The 16,960-nt window shown below is 71.4% G+C and carries 13 protein-coding genes; 6 read left to right on the forward strand and 7 right to left on the reverse strand.

What is annotated here, in order from left to right:
- Positions 1–142: 142 nt before the first annotated feature.
- The gene (locus JK364_RS17430; RefSeq protein ID WP_201852012.1) at positions 143–646 is read left to right on the forward strand and encodes a MarR family winged helix-turn-helix transcriptional regulator; all 504 of its coding nucleotides are present in this window, start codon (positions 143–145) and stop codon (positions 644–646) included.
- 6 nt (positions 647–652) lie between these two features.
- On the opposite strand, the gene JK364_RS17435 is transcribed toward JK364_RS17430, so the two are convergent.
- Positions 653–1,501: a hypothetical protein gene (locus tag JK364_RS17435; RefSeq protein WP_201852013.1), complete on the reverse strand. Its 849-nt coding sequence runs from the start codon at positions 1,499–1,501 to the stop codon at positions 653–655.
- Between the two features lie 247 nt (positions 1,502–1,748).
- Here JK364_RS17435 and JK364_RS17440 point away from each other — a divergent pair, with 247 nt between their 5' ends.
- Positions 1,749–2,339 carry a TetR/AcrR family transcriptional regulator gene (locus JK364_RS17440; protein ID WP_201852014.1) on the forward strand — a complete coding sequence of 197 codons (591 nt, stop codon included), beginning with the start codon at positions 1,749–1,751 and terminating at the stop codon, positions 2,337–2,339.
- The gene (locus JK364_RS17445; RefSeq protein ID WP_201852015.1) at positions 2,336–3,892 is read left to right on the forward strand and encodes an MFS transporter; all 1,557 of its coding nucleotides are present in this window, start codon (positions 2,336–2,338) and stop codon (positions 3,890–3,892) included. Before JK364_RS17440 ends, JK364_RS17445 begins: the two co-directional genes overlap by 4 nt.
- A gap of 50 nt (positions 3,893–3,942) precedes the next feature.
- Here JK364_RS17445 and JK364_RS17450 read toward each other — a convergent pair whose 3' ends face one another.
- Both JK364_RS17450 and dgoD read right to left on the reverse strand, forming a co-directional pair.
- A complete protein-coding gene (locus JK364_RS17450; RefSeq protein ID WP_201852016.1) occupies positions 3,943–7,320 on the reverse strand; it encodes a pyruvate carboxylase in 3,378 nt (1,125 codons plus the stop codon).
- A gap of 245 nt (positions 7,321–7,565) precedes the next feature.
- Positions 7,566–8,711 carry a galactonate dehydratase gene (dgoD, locus tag JK364_RS17455; protein ID WP_201852017.1) on the reverse strand — a complete coding sequence of 382 codons (1,146 nt, stop codon included), beginning with the start codon at positions 8,709–8,711 and terminating at the stop codon, positions 7,566–7,568.
- Positions 8,712–8,847: 136 nt separating this feature from the next.
- Between dgoD and JK364_RS17460 the strand changes: the two genes are divergently transcribed.
- On the forward strand, positions 8,848–10,467 hold the full coding sequence (locus JK364_RS17460; RefSeq protein WP_201852018.1) for a GMC oxidoreductase: 1,620 nt from the start codon (positions 8,848–8,850) through the stop codon (positions 10,465–10,467).
- Positions 10,468–10,492: 25 nt separating this feature from the next.
- Here JK364_RS17460 and JK364_RS17465 read toward each other — a convergent pair whose 3' ends face one another.
- From JK364_RS17465 to JK364_RS17480, 4 genes are all read right to left on the reverse strand, one after another.
- Positions 10,493–12,325 carry a glycoside hydrolase family 15 protein gene (locus JK364_RS17465; RefSeq protein ID WP_201852019.1) on the reverse strand — a complete coding sequence of 611 codons (1,833 nt, stop codon included), beginning with the start codon at positions 12,323–12,325 and terminating at the stop codon, positions 10,493–10,495.
- A 208-nt stretch (positions 12,326–12,533) separates the two neighbouring features.
- On the reverse strand, positions 12,534–13,472 hold the full coding sequence (gene tgmB / locus JK364_RS17470) for an ATP-grasp ribosomal peptide maturase (protein ID WP_201852020.1): 939 nt from the start codon (positions 13,470–13,472) through the stop codon (positions 12,534–12,536).
- Positions 13,473–13,487: 15 nt separating this feature from the next.
- Positions 13,488–13,679, reverse strand: coding sequence for a putative ATP-grasp-modified RiPP (gene tgmA / locus JK364_RS17475; RefSeq protein ID WP_020874241.1), 192 nt, complete (start codon positions 13,677–13,679; stop codon positions 13,488–13,490).
- A 254-nt stretch (positions 13,680–13,933) separates the two neighbouring features.
- Positions 13,934–14,725 carry a class I SAM-dependent methyltransferase gene (locus tag JK364_RS17480; RefSeq protein WP_201852021.1) on the reverse strand — a complete coding sequence of 264 codons (792 nt, stop codon included), beginning with the start codon at positions 14,723–14,725 and terminating at the stop codon, positions 13,934–13,936.
- Between the two features lie 289 nt (positions 14,726–15,014).
- Between JK364_RS17480 and JK364_RS17485 the strand changes: the two genes are divergently transcribed.
- On the forward strand, positions 15,015–16,280 hold the full coding sequence (locus tag JK364_RS17485; protein ID WP_201852235.1) for a sensor histidine kinase: 1,266 nt from the start codon (positions 15,015–15,017) through the stop codon (positions 16,278–16,280).
- Positions 16,277–16,945 carry a response regulator gene (locus JK364_RS17490; RefSeq protein ID WP_201852022.1) on the forward strand — a complete coding sequence of 223 codons (669 nt, stop codon included), beginning with the start codon at positions 16,277–16,279 and terminating at the stop codon, positions 16,943–16,945. Before JK364_RS17485 ends, JK364_RS17490 begins: the two co-directional genes overlap by 4 nt.
- Positions 16,946–16,960: the final 15 nt, after the last annotated feature.

Consider the following 16,960-nt stretch of genomic DNA (forward strand, 5'->3'; position numbering starts at 1 on the left):
CGCCGGACACCGCGGCGCCATGAACAGCGCGGTACGGCGGGCTACCGGCGGACGACCGGACGGCGAACCCCGACAACCATCTCGGTGCACGGTGGCGGATGTGCGTTGCCAGGGGCGGTGGCGGCGGCGCAGGCTGGTGTCCGTGAACGATCGGGACGAGGAGCTGCGCGGGCTGGACGCGGTGCTGCAGGAGCTGCGCCACGCCCGCCACGGGCTGTACGGACCGCTGGTGCGGGAGCGCTTCCTGGGCGGACTGCCCGCCGGTGTCACCCCGACCGGCTACCGGGTGCTGCGCTTCGTCGAGGCCAGCTCCCCACCGCCGCCCACCGTGTCCGACATCGCCGCCCTGCTGCTGTCCGACCGGGCCCGCGCCGTGCGCGTCGTGGACCGGCTGACGGCGGCGGGGTTGGTGACCCGGGTGCGGGACACCGTGGACCGGCGGATACGAAGGGTTGCGCTGACCGACACCGGGCGCCGCCATGTCGCCCTGGCGGCCGCCCGGCGGACCCGGCTGCTGGGCGAGGCCATCGCGGACTGGCCGGACGAGGACCTCGCCCGGCTGACGGACTGCCTGGAGCGGCTCAACGCCTCCGTGGCCCGCCATCTGCCGGTGCCCGGCGCGCCCGAGGCGTCCGGCGATCGGTGACGTCGGCTACGACTTGGACGCCCGGAAGTTCCGGAACAGCAGATAGGTGTCGAGGATGTCCGACGAGGCGCTTTCGACCGAGCGGTAGATGCCCCACTTGGGCCGCTGGTAGTCGTCCTGGTCGGGCATCTTCACATTGGACATGCTGCCCTGGACCGCCACCGGGGCGCCGGACCCGGTGCCGTTGCGCACCACGCAGGCCGCCTTGCCGTTCGAGCCGACGGTGAACGTCCACTCGATGGTGATCCACTTGTTGCGCAGCGGCGCGAGGTTCGTCGAGGCGATGTCCGGTGAGCCGGAGTTGGCGTACGCACGGGCCCGCAGCGTCTCCGTGCTGCCGCTCCGGCCCAGATCCAGGGTGATGTACGGACCGCCGTTGTCCACCGGGGTCTTGGTCTGGAAGATGTGGGTGAACTTGCTGGTGCCGTGCAGCGAGGTGGGCATGAACATCTCGTAGCTGAGGCTCCATGTCTCACCGTCGCGCATCTTCACGGTGGAGCCACCCTGGACCATGCCCTTGGACTCGGTGCGCTGACGGTCGCCGCCCCCGGTGGTGTCCCGGTCGTCCTTCCAGATGTTGAAGCGGTAGTGGTCACCGTCCTCGACGATGACGTACTTGCGGTCGGGGTGAGCGCCGCCGCGGTCGGCCTCGATGCCCTCGAACGCCTTGAGCCCGTCGCCGGACGGGTCAGGATGCCAGAGCAACTGCGCGGCCGCGGCGCGCGAGGCGGCGGAGGCCGGGGTGGCGCCCGAGGTCAGCTGTCCGAGGGCGATCGGTGTTCCGACGGCTGCCGCGGCCATCGAACCGAGGACCCGGCGGCGGCTCAACGGGTGCGGAGCGGGGGATTCTGCCATGGTCGTTGACTTCCTTCCTGATTCGGTAAAGGAGTGGCGTGCTCATGGCGCACCACGCAGATTGGACCGGACCAAATGGACCGTCAAGGCTCACGGGCGGTTCTTTACCCGAGAATGGATTCAGCAGGCTGAACAAAATCCGCCGCCTTCTGGTGCATATGGCACCATCTCCGTCCCTCATTTTGAGCGTTTGTTCGTTCTTGTGAACTCGTAGACACTGTCTATGTGCTTCTGGTAGACAGTGTCTATGGCTGAGCGTGAGCAGGACACGGGTCTCCGGTCCCGGTTGGTGGACGTCGGAGTGGAGCTGGTGGACGAGGAGGGCGTCGGGGCCCTCTCGCTGCGGGAGATCGCCCGCCGGGCCGGGGTGTCCCACGGTGCCCCGCGGCGGTATTTCCCGACCCACCTGTCCCTGCTGTCCGCCATCGCGCGCCGCGGCTTCGAGAGCCTGGCCGCCCAGGCCGGTGCGGCGATCGCCGCCCATGAGGGCGATCCCCGCGAGCAGTTGACGGCGCTGGCGCGGACCTGGCTCGACTTCGCGCTGACCAACCGCGGCATGTTCGAGCTGATGTTCCGTCACGATCTCCTGGAGAGCGGCCACTTGGGCCTGCGGGAGACCAGCCTGCCGCTCTTCGCCACCCTCGTCGACCTGGTGGCCGGGGCGCGGCCGGACTCCGGCCCGGAGCCACGGATCGTCGCGGGCGCGCTGTGGGCGAATCTGCACGGCATCGCCCAGCTGTGGGGCTGGGGCAGCCTTCAGCTCGCGGTGGGAGGCGACGATCCCGAGCCGCTGCTGCGGGCCGCGCTCGACGCCCACCTCGGCCCGGAGGCCCGATGAGCGCCCCGCTGAGCTCCCCGCGCGGACGGCGCCTCATCCTCGTCGCGAGCGTCACCGGAGCCGTGATCGTCGCCCTGGACGGCACTGTGCTGACCGTCGCCCAGCCCCGGCTGCAACGGGACCTCCATGCCACGTTCGCCCAGGTCCAGTGGACCAGTACCGGGTATCTGATCGCCGTGGCGAGTCTGCTGGTGTTCGCGGGCCGCCTCGGCGACCGCTACGGCCATCGGCGCGTCTTCGCCATCGGGATGCTGGGCTTCGGCGCCGCCTCGGCGGGCATCGGGCTCGCGGGCGGTATCGGCTGGGTGATCGGGCTGCGGGTCGCCCAGGGGGTTTTCGGGGCGCTGCTGCAACCCGCCACCCTCGGGATGCTGCGGGCCGCGTACCCGCCCGACCGGCTCGGCCGGCCGGTCGCGGTGCGGACCGCCGCCATCGGGCTGGCGGCCGTGGCCGGTCCGCTGGTCGGCGGGGCGCTGACCACCCACCTGGGGTGGCGGGCGGTGTTCTTCGTCAACGTCGCGCCCGCCCTCGCCATGGGTCTTGCGGCACTCGCCATCAGCGCCCCGTCGGCGCTCGCCGTCCGGGCCCCGTCGGCACTCGCCGTCCAGACCCCGGCGGTGCTCGCTGTCCGCGTCCCGGCGGCGCCCCGTGAGACCGCCCGGCCGCGGCTCGATCTGCCCGGTGCGGGCCTGCTCGCGGTGGCGCTCGCCGGGCTGGTGCACACGCTCGTCGGCATCCCCGAAACCGGCTGGACGGTGGCGACCGCGCTCGGGCTCGGGTGCGCCGTGGCGGCCGGAGGGGCCTTCGTACGGCATGAGCGCCGGACGGAGGATCCGCTGGTGCCGCCGGGCGTGCTGCGGTCGGCCACCGTCGGCCCGGCGCTCGGTGTGCTGGTGGCCGCGTCGGCCGCACTGTTCGGGGCGCTGTTCCTCGGCACGTACTACCTCCAGGACGTGCTCGCGCTGGATCCGCTCGGCAGCGGGCTGCGGGCGCTGCCGCTCGCGGTGATGATGGTGCTGGGCGCGCCGGTGGCGGCGATGCTGACGCGCCGTCAGGGTGCCCGCCGGACGGCGGTGGCGGGGATGGTCCTGGTGGCGGCCGGTGTGCTGCTGATGTCCCGGCTCGGCCGGGGCTCGGGCGCCGAGGCGATCGGTGGCTGCTTCCTCCTGCTGGGCGCGGGTTTCGCCACCGTGATGGTCACCGCGACCACCGTCGTCGTGCGGGACGCGTCCGTGGACACCGCCGGGGTGGCGGGCGGGCTCCAGCAGACCGCCATGAACATCGGGCCCGCGCTGGGGGTCGCCGCGGCGACCACGCTGATGAGCGTGGCCGGGCGGGGCGACACCACGGGACAGCCGCCCGGCGACGGACCGCGCTGGGCGGCCGATGTCTTCCTCTCGGCGATGGGACCGGCGCTGACGGTCCTCGCGGCCGTGGCCGCGGCCGGTGCGCTGTTGGCCACCGGGCTGCCCGGCCGTGCGGCGGCGCGGCGGTCGGAGGATCGGCCGGTGGAGCCGCTCCCGGACGAAGCCGCCGCCACCGGCCACCCCTGACCTGAGGGCCGGGGGACCGGTGGCGGCGGCGCGTGGCAGGTGCTCCCGGCTCAGCTCAGGGCGACCAGCAGATCGCCGCCCTCCACCTGTTGAATCGTGTTGATGGCGATGCGCGACACGGTCCCGCCCTTCGGGGCGGCGATGGTGGCCTCCATCTTCATCGCCTCGATCGTGCCGATGGTGGCACCGGCCTCCACCTGGTCGCCCTCGGCCACCGCCAGCGTCACCACACCCGCGAAGGGCGCCGCCACATGGCCGGGGTTGCTCCGGTCGGCCTTCTCGGTGGCCGGCACATCGGAGGCCGCCGAGTTGTCCCGCACCTGGACCGGGCGCAACTGCCCGTTCAGCGACGCCATCACCGTGCGCATACCGCGCTCGTCGGCGTCGCCGATGGCCTCCAGCTCGATCAGCAGCCGGACACCGGGCTCGAGGTCCACCGTGTACTCGTGCCGCGGGCGCAGCCCGTAGAAGAAGTCCTTGCTGTCCAGCACGCTGGTGTCGCCATGGGCCTGCCGGTGCGCCTCGAACTCCTTGGTCGGGCCGGGGAACAGCAGCCGGTTCAGCGTGGCCCGCGGATCCTTCTCCAGTTGCTCCCGGTCCTCCGCGGACAGTTCCGCGGCCACCGGCTTGGCGGCGGCGCGGCCCTCCAGCGCCTTGCCGCGGAACGGCTCGGGCCAGCCGCCCGGCGGATTGCCCAGCTCGCCGCGGAGGAACCCGATGACCGAGTCCGGGATGTCGTACCGGCCCGGCCGCGCCTCGAAGTCCTCCGGCGACACCCCCGCCCCCACCAGGTGAAGCGCGAGATCGCCGACCACCTTCGACGACGGGGTGACCTTCACCAGATGGCCCAGGATCCGGTCCGCGGCGGTGTACATCGCCTCGATGTCCTCGAAGCGGTCGCCGAGGCCGAGCGCGATGGCCTGGGTGCGCAGATTGGACAGCTGACCACCGGGGATCTCATGGTGGTACACCCGTCCGGTCGGCGAGGCGAGGCCCGCCTCGAACGGTGCGTAGATCTTGCGCACGGCTTCCCAGTACGGCTCCAGGCCGCCGATCGCCTCGAGGTCGAGCCCGGTCGGCCGGTCGGAGTGGTCGGTGGCGGCCACGATCGCCGACAGCGACGGCTGGGAGGTGGTGCCCGCCATGGAGGCCACCGCGCCGTCCACCGCGTCCGCACCGGCCTGGACCGCCGCGAGATAGGTGGCGAGCTGACCGCCCGCGGTGTCATGGGTGTGGATGTGCACCGGCAGGTCGAACTCCCGGCGCAGCGCGGAGACCAGCTTCGCCGCCGCCGGGGCGCGCAGCAGCCCCGCCATGTCCTTGATGGCCAGCACATGCGCGCCCGCGTCCACGATCTGCTCGGCGAGCCGCAGATAGTAGTCGAGGGTGTAGAGCCGCTCCGCGGGATCGGACAGGTCGGAGGTGTAGCAGAGCGCCACCTCGGCGATGGCCGAGCCGGTCTCCCGTACCGCGTCGATCGCGGGCCGCATCTGCCCGATGTCGTTCAGCGCGTCGAAGATCCGGAAGATATCGATCCCGGTGGCCGTGGCCTCCCGTACGAAGGAGGTGGTCACCTCGGTCGGGTACGGCGTGTAGCCCACGGTGTTGCGGCCGCGCAGCAGCATCTGCAGACAGATGTTGGGCACCGCCTCGCGCAGCTTGGCCAGCCGCTCCCAGGGGTCCTCGGCGAGGAAGCGCAGCGCCACGTCGTAGGTGGCCCCGCCCCAGCACTCCAGCGACAGCAGCTCCGGCACGGTCCGCGCCACCACCGGGGCCACGGCCAGCAGGTCCTTGCTGCGGACCCGGGTGGCCAGCAGCGACTGGTGCGCGTCCCGGAAGGTGGTGTCGGTGACACCGATGGTGGGCGACTCGCGCAGCCATCGCGCGAACCCCTCCGGGCCCAGCTCGGTGAGTCGCTGCTTGGAGCCGGCGGGCGGCTCGGTCCCCGGCACCGGGGGCAGCTTGGTGGTCGCGTCGATCAGATGGGGCCGCTCGCCGTGGGGCTTGTTCACCGTGATGTCGGCGAGATAGGTGAGCAGCTTGGTGCCGCGGTCGGCGGAGTGGCGCGCGGTCAGCAGATGCGGCCGCTGTTCGATGAACGACGTGGTGACCTGCCCGGCCCGGAAGTCCGGATCGTCCAGCACCGCCTGGAGGAAGGGGATGTTCGTGGACACCCCGCGGATGCGGAACTCGGCCACCGCCCGCCGGGCGCGGCCGACCGCGGTGGCGAAGTCCCGCCCCCGGCAGGTCAGCTTGACCAGCATCGAGTCGAAGTGGGCGCTGATCTCCGCACCGGAGTGGGTGGTGCCACCGTCCAGCCGGATGCCCGAGCCGCCCGGGGAGCGGTACGCGCTGATCATCCCGGTGTCCGGGCGGAAGCCGTTGGCCGGGTCCTCGGTGGTGATCCGGCACTGCAGCGCCGCACCCCGCAGATACACGGTGTCCTGGGAGAGGCCGAGGTCGGACAGTGTCTGACCGGCGGCGATCCGCAGCTGCGACTGGACGAGATCCACATCGGTGATCTCCTCGGTCACCGTGTGCTCGACCTGGATCCGCGGATTCATCTCGATGAACACATGGCGGCCGTCGCGGTCCAGCAGGAACTCCACCGTACCGGCGTTGCGATAGCCGATCTCCCGGGCGAACCTCACCGCGTCCGCGCAGATCCGGTCCCGCAGCTCCGGATCGAGGTTGGGCGCCGGCGCCAGCTCGATCACCTTCTGGTGGCGCCGCTGCACCGAACAGTCGCGCTCGAACAGATGGATGACACCGCCCTGCCCGTCGGCGAGGATCTGCACCTCGATATGGCGGGGCTCCACCACCGCCTTCTCCAGGAAGACCGTGGAATCGCCGAAGGCGGACTCGGCCTCCCGCGCCGCCGCCTCGATGGACTCGCGCAGCGTCTCCCGGCTCTCGACCCTGCGCATCCCGCGCCCGCCACCACCGGCGACGGCCTTGACGAACACCGGGAAACCGAGCTCGTCCGCGGCCCGGACCAGCTCGTCCACATCGGTCGACGGCTCGGAGGAGCCCAGCACCGGCACCCCGGCCGCGCGGGCCGCGGCCACCGCGCGCGCCTTGTTCCCGGTGAGCTCCAGGATCTGCGCACTGGGCCCCACGAACGTGATCCCCGCCTCCTCGCACGCGCGCGCGAGGTCGGGGTTCTCGGACAGGAAGCCGTATCCGGGGTACACCGCGTCCGCGCCCGCCTGGCGCGCCGCGTTGACGATCTCCTCGACGGAGAGATAGGCCCGCACCGGATGGCCCGGCTCGCCGATCTCGTACGCCTCATCGGCCTTCAGCCGGTGCAGTGAGTTGCGGTCCTCGTGCGGGAACACGGCGACGGTTCTCGCGCCCAGCTCATAGCCGGCGCGAAAGGCGCGAATGGCGATCTCACCACGATTGGCGACCAGCACCTTGCGGAACATGCCCGATCCCTTCTACCTGCCCGGTACCAACACACACGCTTGTCGGCGAACCCTACTGCCGCCTGCCACGTGGGACGCCCGGGGTGTGATCGAGTTCTCGTGGATGGCGGGCAGCAGGGCATCCGGTCCACTCATCCATGGTCACCGGGGATACCCAGAGTGGCCCGGTGGCCACGCCGGGTGGCGCCGCTTCGATGCTGGGATTCCTCGTACGGGACCAGCGCCCTACGGTCTGCGGACCGGGCTCACCACTCGGCGAGCGAGCCGTCCGCGTGGCGCCACACCGGATTCCGCCAGGCGTGGCCACGGCGGTCTGCGGCGCGCACCGCGGCCTCGTCCACCTCGATCCCGAGCCCCGGGCGGTCGGTGCGCGAGAGCTGCCCGGCGGTGAACCGGAAGGGCTCCGGATCGGCCATGTAGTCCAGGAGTTCGGCGCCCTGGTTGTAGTGGATGCCGATGCTCTGCTCCTGGATGAGGAAGTTCGGGGTGGTGAAGGCCAGTTGCAGACTGGCGGCGAGCGCCACCGGGCCGAGCGGGCAGTGCGGGGCGAGCTGGGCGCCGTGGGGCTCGGCGAGGGCGGCGATGCGCCGCAGCTCGGAGATGCCGCCCGCATGCGAGATATCGGGCTGGAGGATGGCCACCCCGGCCCGCAGCGGGGCGATGAACTCGCGCCGCGAGTACAGGCGCTCACCGAGCGCGATGGGGATGGGCGAGGCGTTCACCAGGTCCGGGACGATGTCCATGTGCTCGGAGAGCACCGGCTCCTCGACGAACAGCGGCGCCGCCTCGGCGAGCAGTGGCAGCAGCCGGCGGGCGTTGGCGGGGGAGACCCGGCCGTGGAAGTCGAGGCCGAAGTCGCGGTCGTCGCCGAGGACCTCACGGGCGGTCTCGGCGCGGCGCACCGCGGCGCGTATCTCCGCGCGGGTGGCGACCGGGGTCATCCGGCCGCAGCCGTTCATCTTGACGGCGGTGAAGCCCGCCTCGATCTGCGCGGTGAGCGCGTCGCGGATCTCCTCGGGCTCATCGCCGCCGATCCAGGCGTAGGCGCGGATCCGCTCCCGCACCGGACCGCCGAGCAGCTGGTACACCGGTACGCCGTAGTGCTTGCCCTTGATGTCCCACAGCGCCTGGTCGAGCCCGGAGACGGCGCTGGAGAGGACCGGTCCGCCACGGTAGAAGCCACCCTTGGTCATCACCTGCCAGTGGTCCTCGATCCGCATCGGGTCCTGGCCGATCAGATACTCCGTGAGCACCTCGACCGCGGCGCGGACCGGCTCGGCCCGCCCCTCGACCACCGGCTCGCCCCAGCCGACCACCCCCTCGTCGGTCTCCACCCGGACGAACATCCAGCGCGGCGGGGCCAGGAATGTCTCGATACGAGCGATCTTCACGGGCGGGTCCTTCCCTGGGAGGGGCGCGGCTGCGAGAATAAACGATAAATAACGAGAACTTCGCATGCCTTCGGGTCCGAAAAAGACCTTGTGTCACGCCATGGCGAGTTCCGGCGATTCCGCCCATCATGCCGCCATGACAGCAAACCTGACGCGTCGTCACATTCTTGGGCTGGCCGCCCTGCAGAGCGCGGCGGCCCTCGGACTCACCCGTATCGGCCTCACCCCGGCGGCCGCCGCCGAGCGCGCCGACCACTACCCCGCCGTCGTCATCGGCTCCGGCTACGGCGGGGCCGTGGCCGCGCTCCGGCTCGGCGAGGCGGGCATCAGAACACTCGTCGTGGAGATGGGGCGGTTATGGGACGCCCCGGGCCCCGACGGCCGGGTCTACTGCTCGATGACCGCCCCCGACCAGCGCTCCATGTGGTTCAAGAGAAGAACCGAGGCACCCCTGTCCACCTTCCTGTGGCTGGACGTCATCAACAAGAACATCACCCCCTACCCCGGCGTCCTGGACCGCGTCCGCTACCCCGGCATGTCCGTCTACGTGGGCCGCGGGGTCGGCGGCGGCTCGCTGGTCAACGGTGGCATCGCGGTCACCCCGCCGCGCTCGTACTTCCAGCAGATGCTGCCGCAGGTGGCCGCGGACCCGATGTACGACACCTACTTCCCGCTGGCCAACCGCATGCTCGGCGCCACCACCGTGCCCTCCGCGTGGTTCGAGGCCACGGAGTGGTACACCTACGCCCGGGTCGCCCGCGCCCAGGCCGCCAAGGCGGGCCTGAAGACCGTCTTCGTGCCCAACGTCTACGACTTCGACTACATGCGGCGCGAGGCCGACGGAACGGCGACCAAGTCCGCGCTCGCCCAGGAGGTCATCTACGGCAACAACTTCGGCAAGCGCAGCCTCGACAAGACCTATATCGCCGCCGCGCTCGGCACCGGCCAGGTCACCCTGCAGACGCTGAGCCGCGCCCGCGCCGTGCGGCGGGCGCCGGACGGCACCTATGTCCTCACCGTGGAGCGCGTCGACACCACCGGCACCGTCGTCGCCACCGACGAGATCACCTGCGGCTCGCTCTTCCTCGGCGCGGGCAGCCTCGGCACCACCGAACTCCTGCTGCGCGCCCGGGAGACCGGCGCCCTCCCCGAGCTGAGCGCCGAGGTCGGCCGGGGCTGGGGCGGCAACGGCAATGTCATGCTCGGCCGCGCCAACCACGTATGGAACCCGACCGGCGCCCAGCAGTCCACCATCCCGGTGATGGCGATCGACGACTGGTCCAACGCCACCAATCCGGTCTTCGCCGAGATCGCCCCGCTGCCGGCCGGCCTCGAGACCTGGGTCAGCCTCTACCTCGCCATCACCCGCAACCCCGAGCGCGCCACCTTCACCTATGACGCGGCGAAGGACGCCGCCGTACTCAACTGGACCCGCGCCCAGAGCGCGCCCTCCGTGGCCGCGGCCAAGGCGCTCTTCGACCGCGTCAACTCCGCCAACGTCACCATCTACCGCTATGACCTCTTCGGCGACACCCGGGCCTTCGCCGACGACTTCTGCTACCACCCGCTGGGCGGCTGCGTCCTGGGCCGGGCCACCGACGCGTACGGCCGGGTGACCGGCTACGACGGGCTCTATGTGACCGACGGCTCCCTCATTCCGGGCTCCATCGGCGTCAATCCGTTCGTCACCATCACCGCCCTGGCCGAGCGCACCATGGCCCGGGTCCTGGCCGAGGACCCCGTCGGTGGCCGATGAACCCGCCGGGGGCGTGCCCGGGGCGTCAGCCCAGCGCCCGGTCCAGGTTGAACGCGGCGCTGATGAGCGCGAGATGGGTGAACGCCTGCGGGAAGTTGCCGATCTGCTCCCCGGTACGGCCGATCTCCTCGGCGTACAGCCCGACATGGTTGGCGTAGGTGAGCATCTTCTCGAAGGCCAGCCGCGCCTCGTCCACCCGGCCGGCCCGGGACAGCGCCTCGACGTACCAGAACGAGCAGATCGAGAAGGTGCCCTCCTCACCGCGCAGCCCGTCCGGGCTCACCGTGGGGTCGTAGCGGTACACCAGCGAATCGGCCACCAGCTCCTCGCCCAGCGCGTCCAGCGTGGACAGCCACTTGGGGTCGGTGGGGGAGATGAACTTCGACAGCGGCATCATCAGCAGCGAGGCGTCGAGCACCTCCTCGCCCTCGCGCTGCACGAAGGCGCGCCGCTGCGGCGACCAGCCGCAGCGCATGATCCGGCGGTAGATGTCATCGCGCGCCGTCGACCAGCGGGACATGTCCGCGGGCAGTCCGCGGTGGCGGGCGATGCGCATCGCCCGCTCGATCGCGACCCAGCACATCAGCTGCGAGTACAGGAAGTGCTGTGGACCGGCGCGGGTCTCCCAGACGCTCATATCGGGCCGGTCCCAGTTGTCGCACACCCAGCCGACCAGCTTGCACACGGCGTCCCAGTGGTCGCTGGACAGCGGCTGCCCCCACTTGTCGTAGAGGTAGAGGGAGTCCACCAGCGCCCCGTAGATGTCCAGCTGGAGCTGGTGGACCGCCGCGTTGCCGATCCGGACCGGGGAGGAGCCCAGATGCCCTTCCAGGTGGGGGAGCATCTGCTCGGGGATCTCACTGCGGCCGTCGATGCCGTACATGATCTGGAGCGGGCCGCCGGGGCCGTCCCCCAGGGTGATGCCCTCGGACAGGAAGCGCACGAACGCCTCGGCCTCCTGGGTGAAGCCCAGCCTCAGCAGTGCGTAGATGCAGAACGCGGCATCGCGGACCCAGAGGTACCGGTAGTCCCAGTTGCGCTCGCCGCCGATCTGCTCGGGCAGGCTGGTCGTCGGGGCCGCCACGATGGCGCCGGTCGGCGCGTAGGTGAGCAGCTTGAGGGTGAGCGCGGAGCGGTGCACCATCTCCCGCCACCGCCCGCGGTAACGGGACTGCGCGAGCCAGTGGCGCCAGTAGCGGACGGTGGCGTCGAACAGCTCCTCCGCCTCCGCCTGCGGGCAGTGCCGCGGCTGCACCGTACCGCCGATCCGGTCCAGCGCGAACACCGCGGCCTCGCCCTCGACCAGCTTGAACGTGGACACCGCGTCGAGCCCGTCGACCTCCACGGTGACGCCGGAGGTCAGCGCCAGCGACAGCTCCGGGGATTCGAAGATCGTGAGCCCCTGCTCGGTGCGCACCGTGTGCGACCGCCGGCCGTAGTCGAACCGGGGCGCCACCCGCGCGGTGAAGGGCAGCGATCCGCGGACGCACAGCACCCGGCGGATCAGCCGGTGCCGGTCCGCCTCGCGCGAGTCGTCCACGATCGGCATGAAGTCCTGGACCTCGGCGACCCCGTCGTCCGCGAAGAAGCGAGTGATGAGGATATTGGTGTCCGGGAAGTAGAACTGCTTCGTCCGGGCGGGCACCTCGGGTGTGAGCTGGAAGGAACCGCCGCGGTCGGCGTCGAGGATCGACGCGAACACACTGGGGGCGTCAAACCGGACCGGGCAATACCAGTCGATGGTGCCGCGCGTGTCCACGAGCGCGGCGGTGCGCAGATCGCCGATCAGACCGTGCTCGGCGATCGGCACATAGCGGGACGCGTCCGTCGGGTGGCGGATGCTCTCGGCGACGGTCATCGGAACCTCCCGCGCTGGAGGGAGAGGCTGGAGACCCCTGGGTTGCGCGGACTCTCACTTCACCATACGACCGACGGACCGGTCCGGCGCAGTGCCCGGCCCACCAGGGCGCCCCCGGTACCGGCGCCGCCCGCGGACGCTGCCTCCGCGTCACCGGTCGTCACCATTTGTGGTCGCGGGAGCCGGTATCCGGCGCGGGTCCCGGCCCTCAGCGCGGGGCGGCGCCGGGGGCCGCGAGCCAGGACGCCACCGCCGCCGCGATGGGCTGACCGGTCTCGAGCTCGACAAAGCCGAATTGGCCGCCCTGGTTGCACTCCAGGAACCACCACACGCCCTCGGCGTCCTCGGCGAAGTCGAAGGCCCCGTAGGCGAGGCCGGTGAGCGTCATGTACTCATGCACGGAGCGCGCGATTCTGGCGGGCACGTCCACGGGTTCCCAGCGGTGTCCATGACAGCCATAGCGCCCGTCCACCTGGCCGGAGGCGGCGGTCTTGCGCGCGGCGAATAACTGACTGCCGACGCAGATCAGCCGGATGTCCGCCGCTTTGGGAACGTAGCGCTGAAGAAGGGTCGCCCCGGCCGCGACATCGGAGAAATCCGTGTCCGGTCCGATACGGGTGGTGGGCAGCGTGACCGGCGGATCGACGGACGGCGGACCGGAGGCGGATTTCACCACGATGTCCGAGTACTGGACGGCGAAATCGCGCGCCGCGCGCGGATAGGTGGTGACAAGAGTCGAGGGCACGGCGAAACCGCTGTGCTGGGCGACCCGCAACTGGAAGGGTTTGTGGCGAGCCGGTTCGGCGGCCGCGGGATGGTTCATCCAGTGTGCCGGTGTCGCGTAGAGCATCCCGTACAGGGCCTGTCCGCACTCGGCCGTCAGCCACTCCGACGGATTCGCCGCGTGCGCCGCCGGCCGCCCCGGCCTGCGCACCCAGATGGACCGCACACCGTGGATGCTGACGAGGCGTCCCTCCGTCGACAGAAATCCCGTGAAGTCGCCACGGTCGAATTCGACCGACAGGGCGGCCTGATCCGGAAGGTCGGCCGGATCGAAACGCATCAGAGGGACGCCTTGTTCGCGCAGCTCCGCCACCACCAAGTCGGCAGTGACATCCTGGCGACAGGTCAGGATGAGTACCGTCATCGATGTGTGCGCAGGTCAGTCGTCGAAGTGCGTCTTGGAGCCGGCCGTGGACGTGGTCGTGCCGGTCGCCAGCAGCACCGCTCGGTCGGCGATGGCCGGACGGCCGTCGGAGAGGACATTCAACTGCAGGGCGGCGTTATAGGCGTAGGGAACACTGGCCGACGACCGCTCGGCGGGGATTGCGTGCTTCAGTACGAAGGGCTGCATGAGTGACCTCTTGGTGCTCCATGTATTCGTCTATCCACCACGCAACAGTACGTACTAAAAGTCTACGGCACTCCCTAGCAACGATTTTGTCCTGTCTAGGGCGATATGAAGTGTGTCACAGGCTTCCAAGGCAACATATGCCTCAGGAATTGCGTCTTCGAATAGTCGGGCTGTGCCCGGAGGGAGCACCGGATCCGCCTCGGTGTTCCGAGGCGGACCACCGGGCTTGACACCGGGCTTGACCGTCCGTCGGGTCAGGACGTCCGTCCGTCCTCGCGGTGGGTGACGCGGATCTTCGACTGGCCGTGCGGCAGCTCCTCCCAGTCCGCCATGAAGCGCGCGGCCAGACCGTGTTTCTCCGCCAGGGCGATGAGCGTCTCGGTGCGGTAGTAGAAGTCCTCCCGCAGCACCTGGTGTTCCACGCCCTCGGTGCGGTCGAAGGTGAAGTCGAACCAGCCGCCCGGCGCCATGACACGGCCGACGTGGGCCAGGCACTCCTCTATGACCGGCAGCGGCGAGTGCGAGAACACGCTGTGCGCGTGCACCACGTCGAAGTGGGCGTCGGGCAGGAACCGCAGCGTCAGATCGCGGACCGGGGTGAGGTTGGGGAGACGGTCCTGCAGCCCCTGGCGCACCAGCGTGTCCTGCGCGGCCGCCAGGATGTCGGGCGAGATGTCGATGCCGTAGTAGTGGCCCGGCTCCAGATGGCTGATGAACCGCCAGCCCGCCCGCAGATTGCCACAGCCGATCTCCAGCATCCGGTGCTCCGGGCGCAGCCCGTGGCCGAGGAGATAGTCGAACTGCATCGCGCCCAGCGCCAGCCACCGCTCATGGCTGTGGCTGCCGACCGCCGCCTCCGGACTGGTACGGGTGTCCGACCGCATCACCGCGCGGTAGTACGCGACGTGGTCCGGGTAGCGGTAGCGCAGCCAGGCGTCCCGGGTGGCGCGGACCAGATGGCGCGGTACGCGCTGCGGATGGCGCAGTGCGTAGGAGACCCGGTGGCCGAGGGCGGAGCGGTTGACGGTGAGGTTCTTGGTGGGCATGGGGACTCTCTCGGGCTCGTGGTGGGGGCGCGGCGGCCTGGCGGCCCATGTGTTCCCGCGTCGTCGTGGTCGGTACCAGCCTCGGCGCGGTGGCGGCGGCGGGGATCGGCGGAGCGGCCCCGGTCAGGAGGCGGTCCGGGTGATCGCCGTATCAACCGATCGGATGATGCGGCGCCCGGTCCGGCGCGTTAGGACTGGCTGAGGGAGTGAATCGAGGAGCAGGGGAGGGGCCGGGGTGCGGTCGGCGGTCAGGGCGGTCGGGCGGGCCGGGTGGGCGCCGCTGTCGGGGGTGTGGTCGGCGTGGTCCGGGCGGTCCGGGTCCGACGGGCCGGACGATCCGGACGAGCGGTGGCTGACGGCGGTCCTGCACATCGCGTTCTTCCTGCTGCTGGGGTCCTCGCTGATCCGCTATCTGATCCGGGACACCGGCAGTGCGCCCAACGGCTGGGTCATCGCCCTGTTCGTGGCCTTCGGCGCGCTCTATCTGCCCGGCCGGTGGCCGGCGCCCGCGCCGAGCCCCGGCCGCCGGCCCTCCGGCCGTTATCTGGTCTGGCTGACCGCGGTGCTGGCCGCATGGGTCGCGCTGCTGGTCCTCGCGCCGAGCGCCGCCTGGTGTGCCATGCCGCTGTTCTTCACCGGTCTGCACACCCTGCCCACCCGGTTCGCGGTGCCCCTGGCCGCCGTGCTCACCGCGCTGGTCGTCGCGTCCAAACTGCGGTTCATGCACGACGGCTTCGACCCCAACGCGCTGATCGCGCCGCCCGCCATCGCCGCCGTGGCCGCCGCCGTCCTCATCCATCTGCGGCGCCAGTCGGCCCGGCAGCGGGTGCTGATCGACGACCTGGTCCGCACCCGCCGGGATCTGGCCGCGACCGAGCGGCGGGCGGGGATCCTGGCCGAACGCCAGCGCCTGTCGTCCGAGATCCACGACACCCTCGCCCAGGGCCTGTCCAGTCAGCGAATGCTGCTCCAGGCCGCCGACCGCACCTGGGAGACGGACCCGCAAGCGGCCCGGGGCCATATGCGGAACGCGGCGGAGATCGCGTCCCGAAGCCTTGTCGAGGCCCGCCGGTTCGTCCAGGACCTGGCCCCGGCCGACCTCGCGGAGGGCTCCCTGGCCCAGGCGCTCGGGGCCCTCGCCGAGCGGGAGAGCGGTGCCGGACCGGCGGTGGACTTCCGGCTCGACGGACCGCTCGGCCCGCTGCCCGCGCGGGTGGAGGCGGCGCTGCTGCGCGTCGCCCAGGGCGCGCTGGCCAATGTGCGGGAGCACGCCGGGGCGAGCCGGGCCGCGCTCACCCTGACCTGCCTGGGCGACCAGATCTGTCTGGACATCGCCGATGACGGCCGTGGCTTCGACACCGACGCCGTCGCGGCCCCCGGCGCGGACCGGTCGCGCGGGCACGGGCTCCCGGCCATGCGGGCCCGCGTACGGCAGCTGGGCGGCACGCTCACCGTCGAGTCCGCACCGGGCGAGGGGACCGTCGTCTCGGCCGCGATCCCCGTCGAACCCGTTTCCGCCTTCGTCCCCGACCGCACCGTGGAGACCACGCCATGAGCCGGACCCCGTCCCCGTCCCCGACGCCGTCGGCCACCCCCGCCATCCGGCTGCTGCTCTGCGACGACCACGCCGTGGTGCGGGCCGGGCTGCGGGCGCTGCTGGCCAGCACCGACGGCATCGAGGTGGTCGGCGAGGCGGGCAGCGGTGAGGAGGCCCTCGCCATGGCCACCCGGCTCCGGCCCGATGTGGTGCTGATGGATCTGCAGCTCGGGGAGGGCATGGACGGGGTGACCGCCACCCGGCGGCTGGTCTCCGGCGACCCGCCCGCGCCGCGTGTCCTGGTCCTCACCATGTTCGACACCGACGCCGACATCACCCGTGCCATCGAGGCCGGGGCCACCGGCTATCTGCTCAAGGCCGAGCGGCCGGAGGAGCTGTTCGCGGCGATCCGGAACGCCGCCTCCGGCCGTACCGCGCTGTCGGCCCCGGTCGCCGACCGGGTGCTGGCCCGGATGCGCAGCCCGCGCCCCGGGCTGTCCGAGCGGGAGCGCGACATCCTCCGGCAGCTGGCCCGCGGCCTGGGCAACCGGGAGATCGCCCGGGCCCTGTTCATCAGCGAGGCCACGGTCAAGACCCATCTGGGACGGATCTACGGGAAATTGGGGGTCGAGACCCGGGCCGGGGCGGTGGCGGTGGCCACCGAGCGGCGGTTGCTGCCCTGACGGCTGACGGCTGAG

Origin of the sequence: Streptomyces endocoffeicus, from assembly GCF_016741935.1 — a bacterium.
GTDB classification, from domain to species: Bacteria; Actinomycetota; Actinomycetes; order Streptomycetales; family Streptomycetaceae; genus Streptomyces; species Streptomyces endocoffeicus.

Bases quoted from the DNA above. Each gene is read 5' to 3' on its own strand.
- JK364_RS17435 (WP_201852013.1), bottom strand. From the start codon at position 1,501: ATGGCAGAATCCCCCGCTCCGCACCCGTTGAGCCGCCGCCGGGTCCTC.
- JK364_RS17440 (WP_201852014.1), top strand. From the start codon at position 1,749: ATGGCTGAGCGTGAGCAGGACACGGGTCTCCGGTCCCGGTTGGTGGAC.
- JK364_RS17445 (WP_201852015.1), top strand. From the start codon at position 2,336: ATGAGCGCCCCGCTGAGCTCCCCGCGCGGACGGCGCCTCATCCTCGTC.
- JK364_RS17450 (WP_201852016.1), bottom strand. From the start codon at position 7,320: ATGTTCCGCAAGGTGCTGGTCGCCAATCGTGGTGAGATCGCCATTCGC.
- JK364_RS17460 (WP_201852018.1), top strand. From the start codon at position 8,848: ATGACAGCAAACCTGACGCGTCGTCACATTCTTGGGCTGGCCGCCCTG.
- JK364_RS17465 (WP_201852019.1), bottom strand. From the start codon at position 12,325: ATGACCGTCGCCGAGAGCATCCGCCACCCGACGGACGCGTCCCGCTAT.
- tgmB (WP_201852020.1), bottom strand. From the start codon at position 13,472: ATGACGGTACTCATCCTGACCTGTCGCCAGGATGTCACTGCCGACTTG.
- tgmA (WP_020874241.1), bottom strand. From the start codon at position 13,679: ATGCAGCCCTTCGTACTGAAGCACGCAATCCCCGCCGAGCGGTCGTCG.
- JK364_RS17480 (WP_201852021.1), bottom strand. From the start codon at position 14,725: ATGCCCACCAAGAACCTCACCGTCAACCGCTCCGCCCTCGGCCACCGG.
- JK364_RS17490 (WP_201852022.1), top strand. From the start codon at position 16,277: ATGAGCCGGACCCCGTCCCCGTCCCCGACGCCGTCGGCCACCCCCGCC.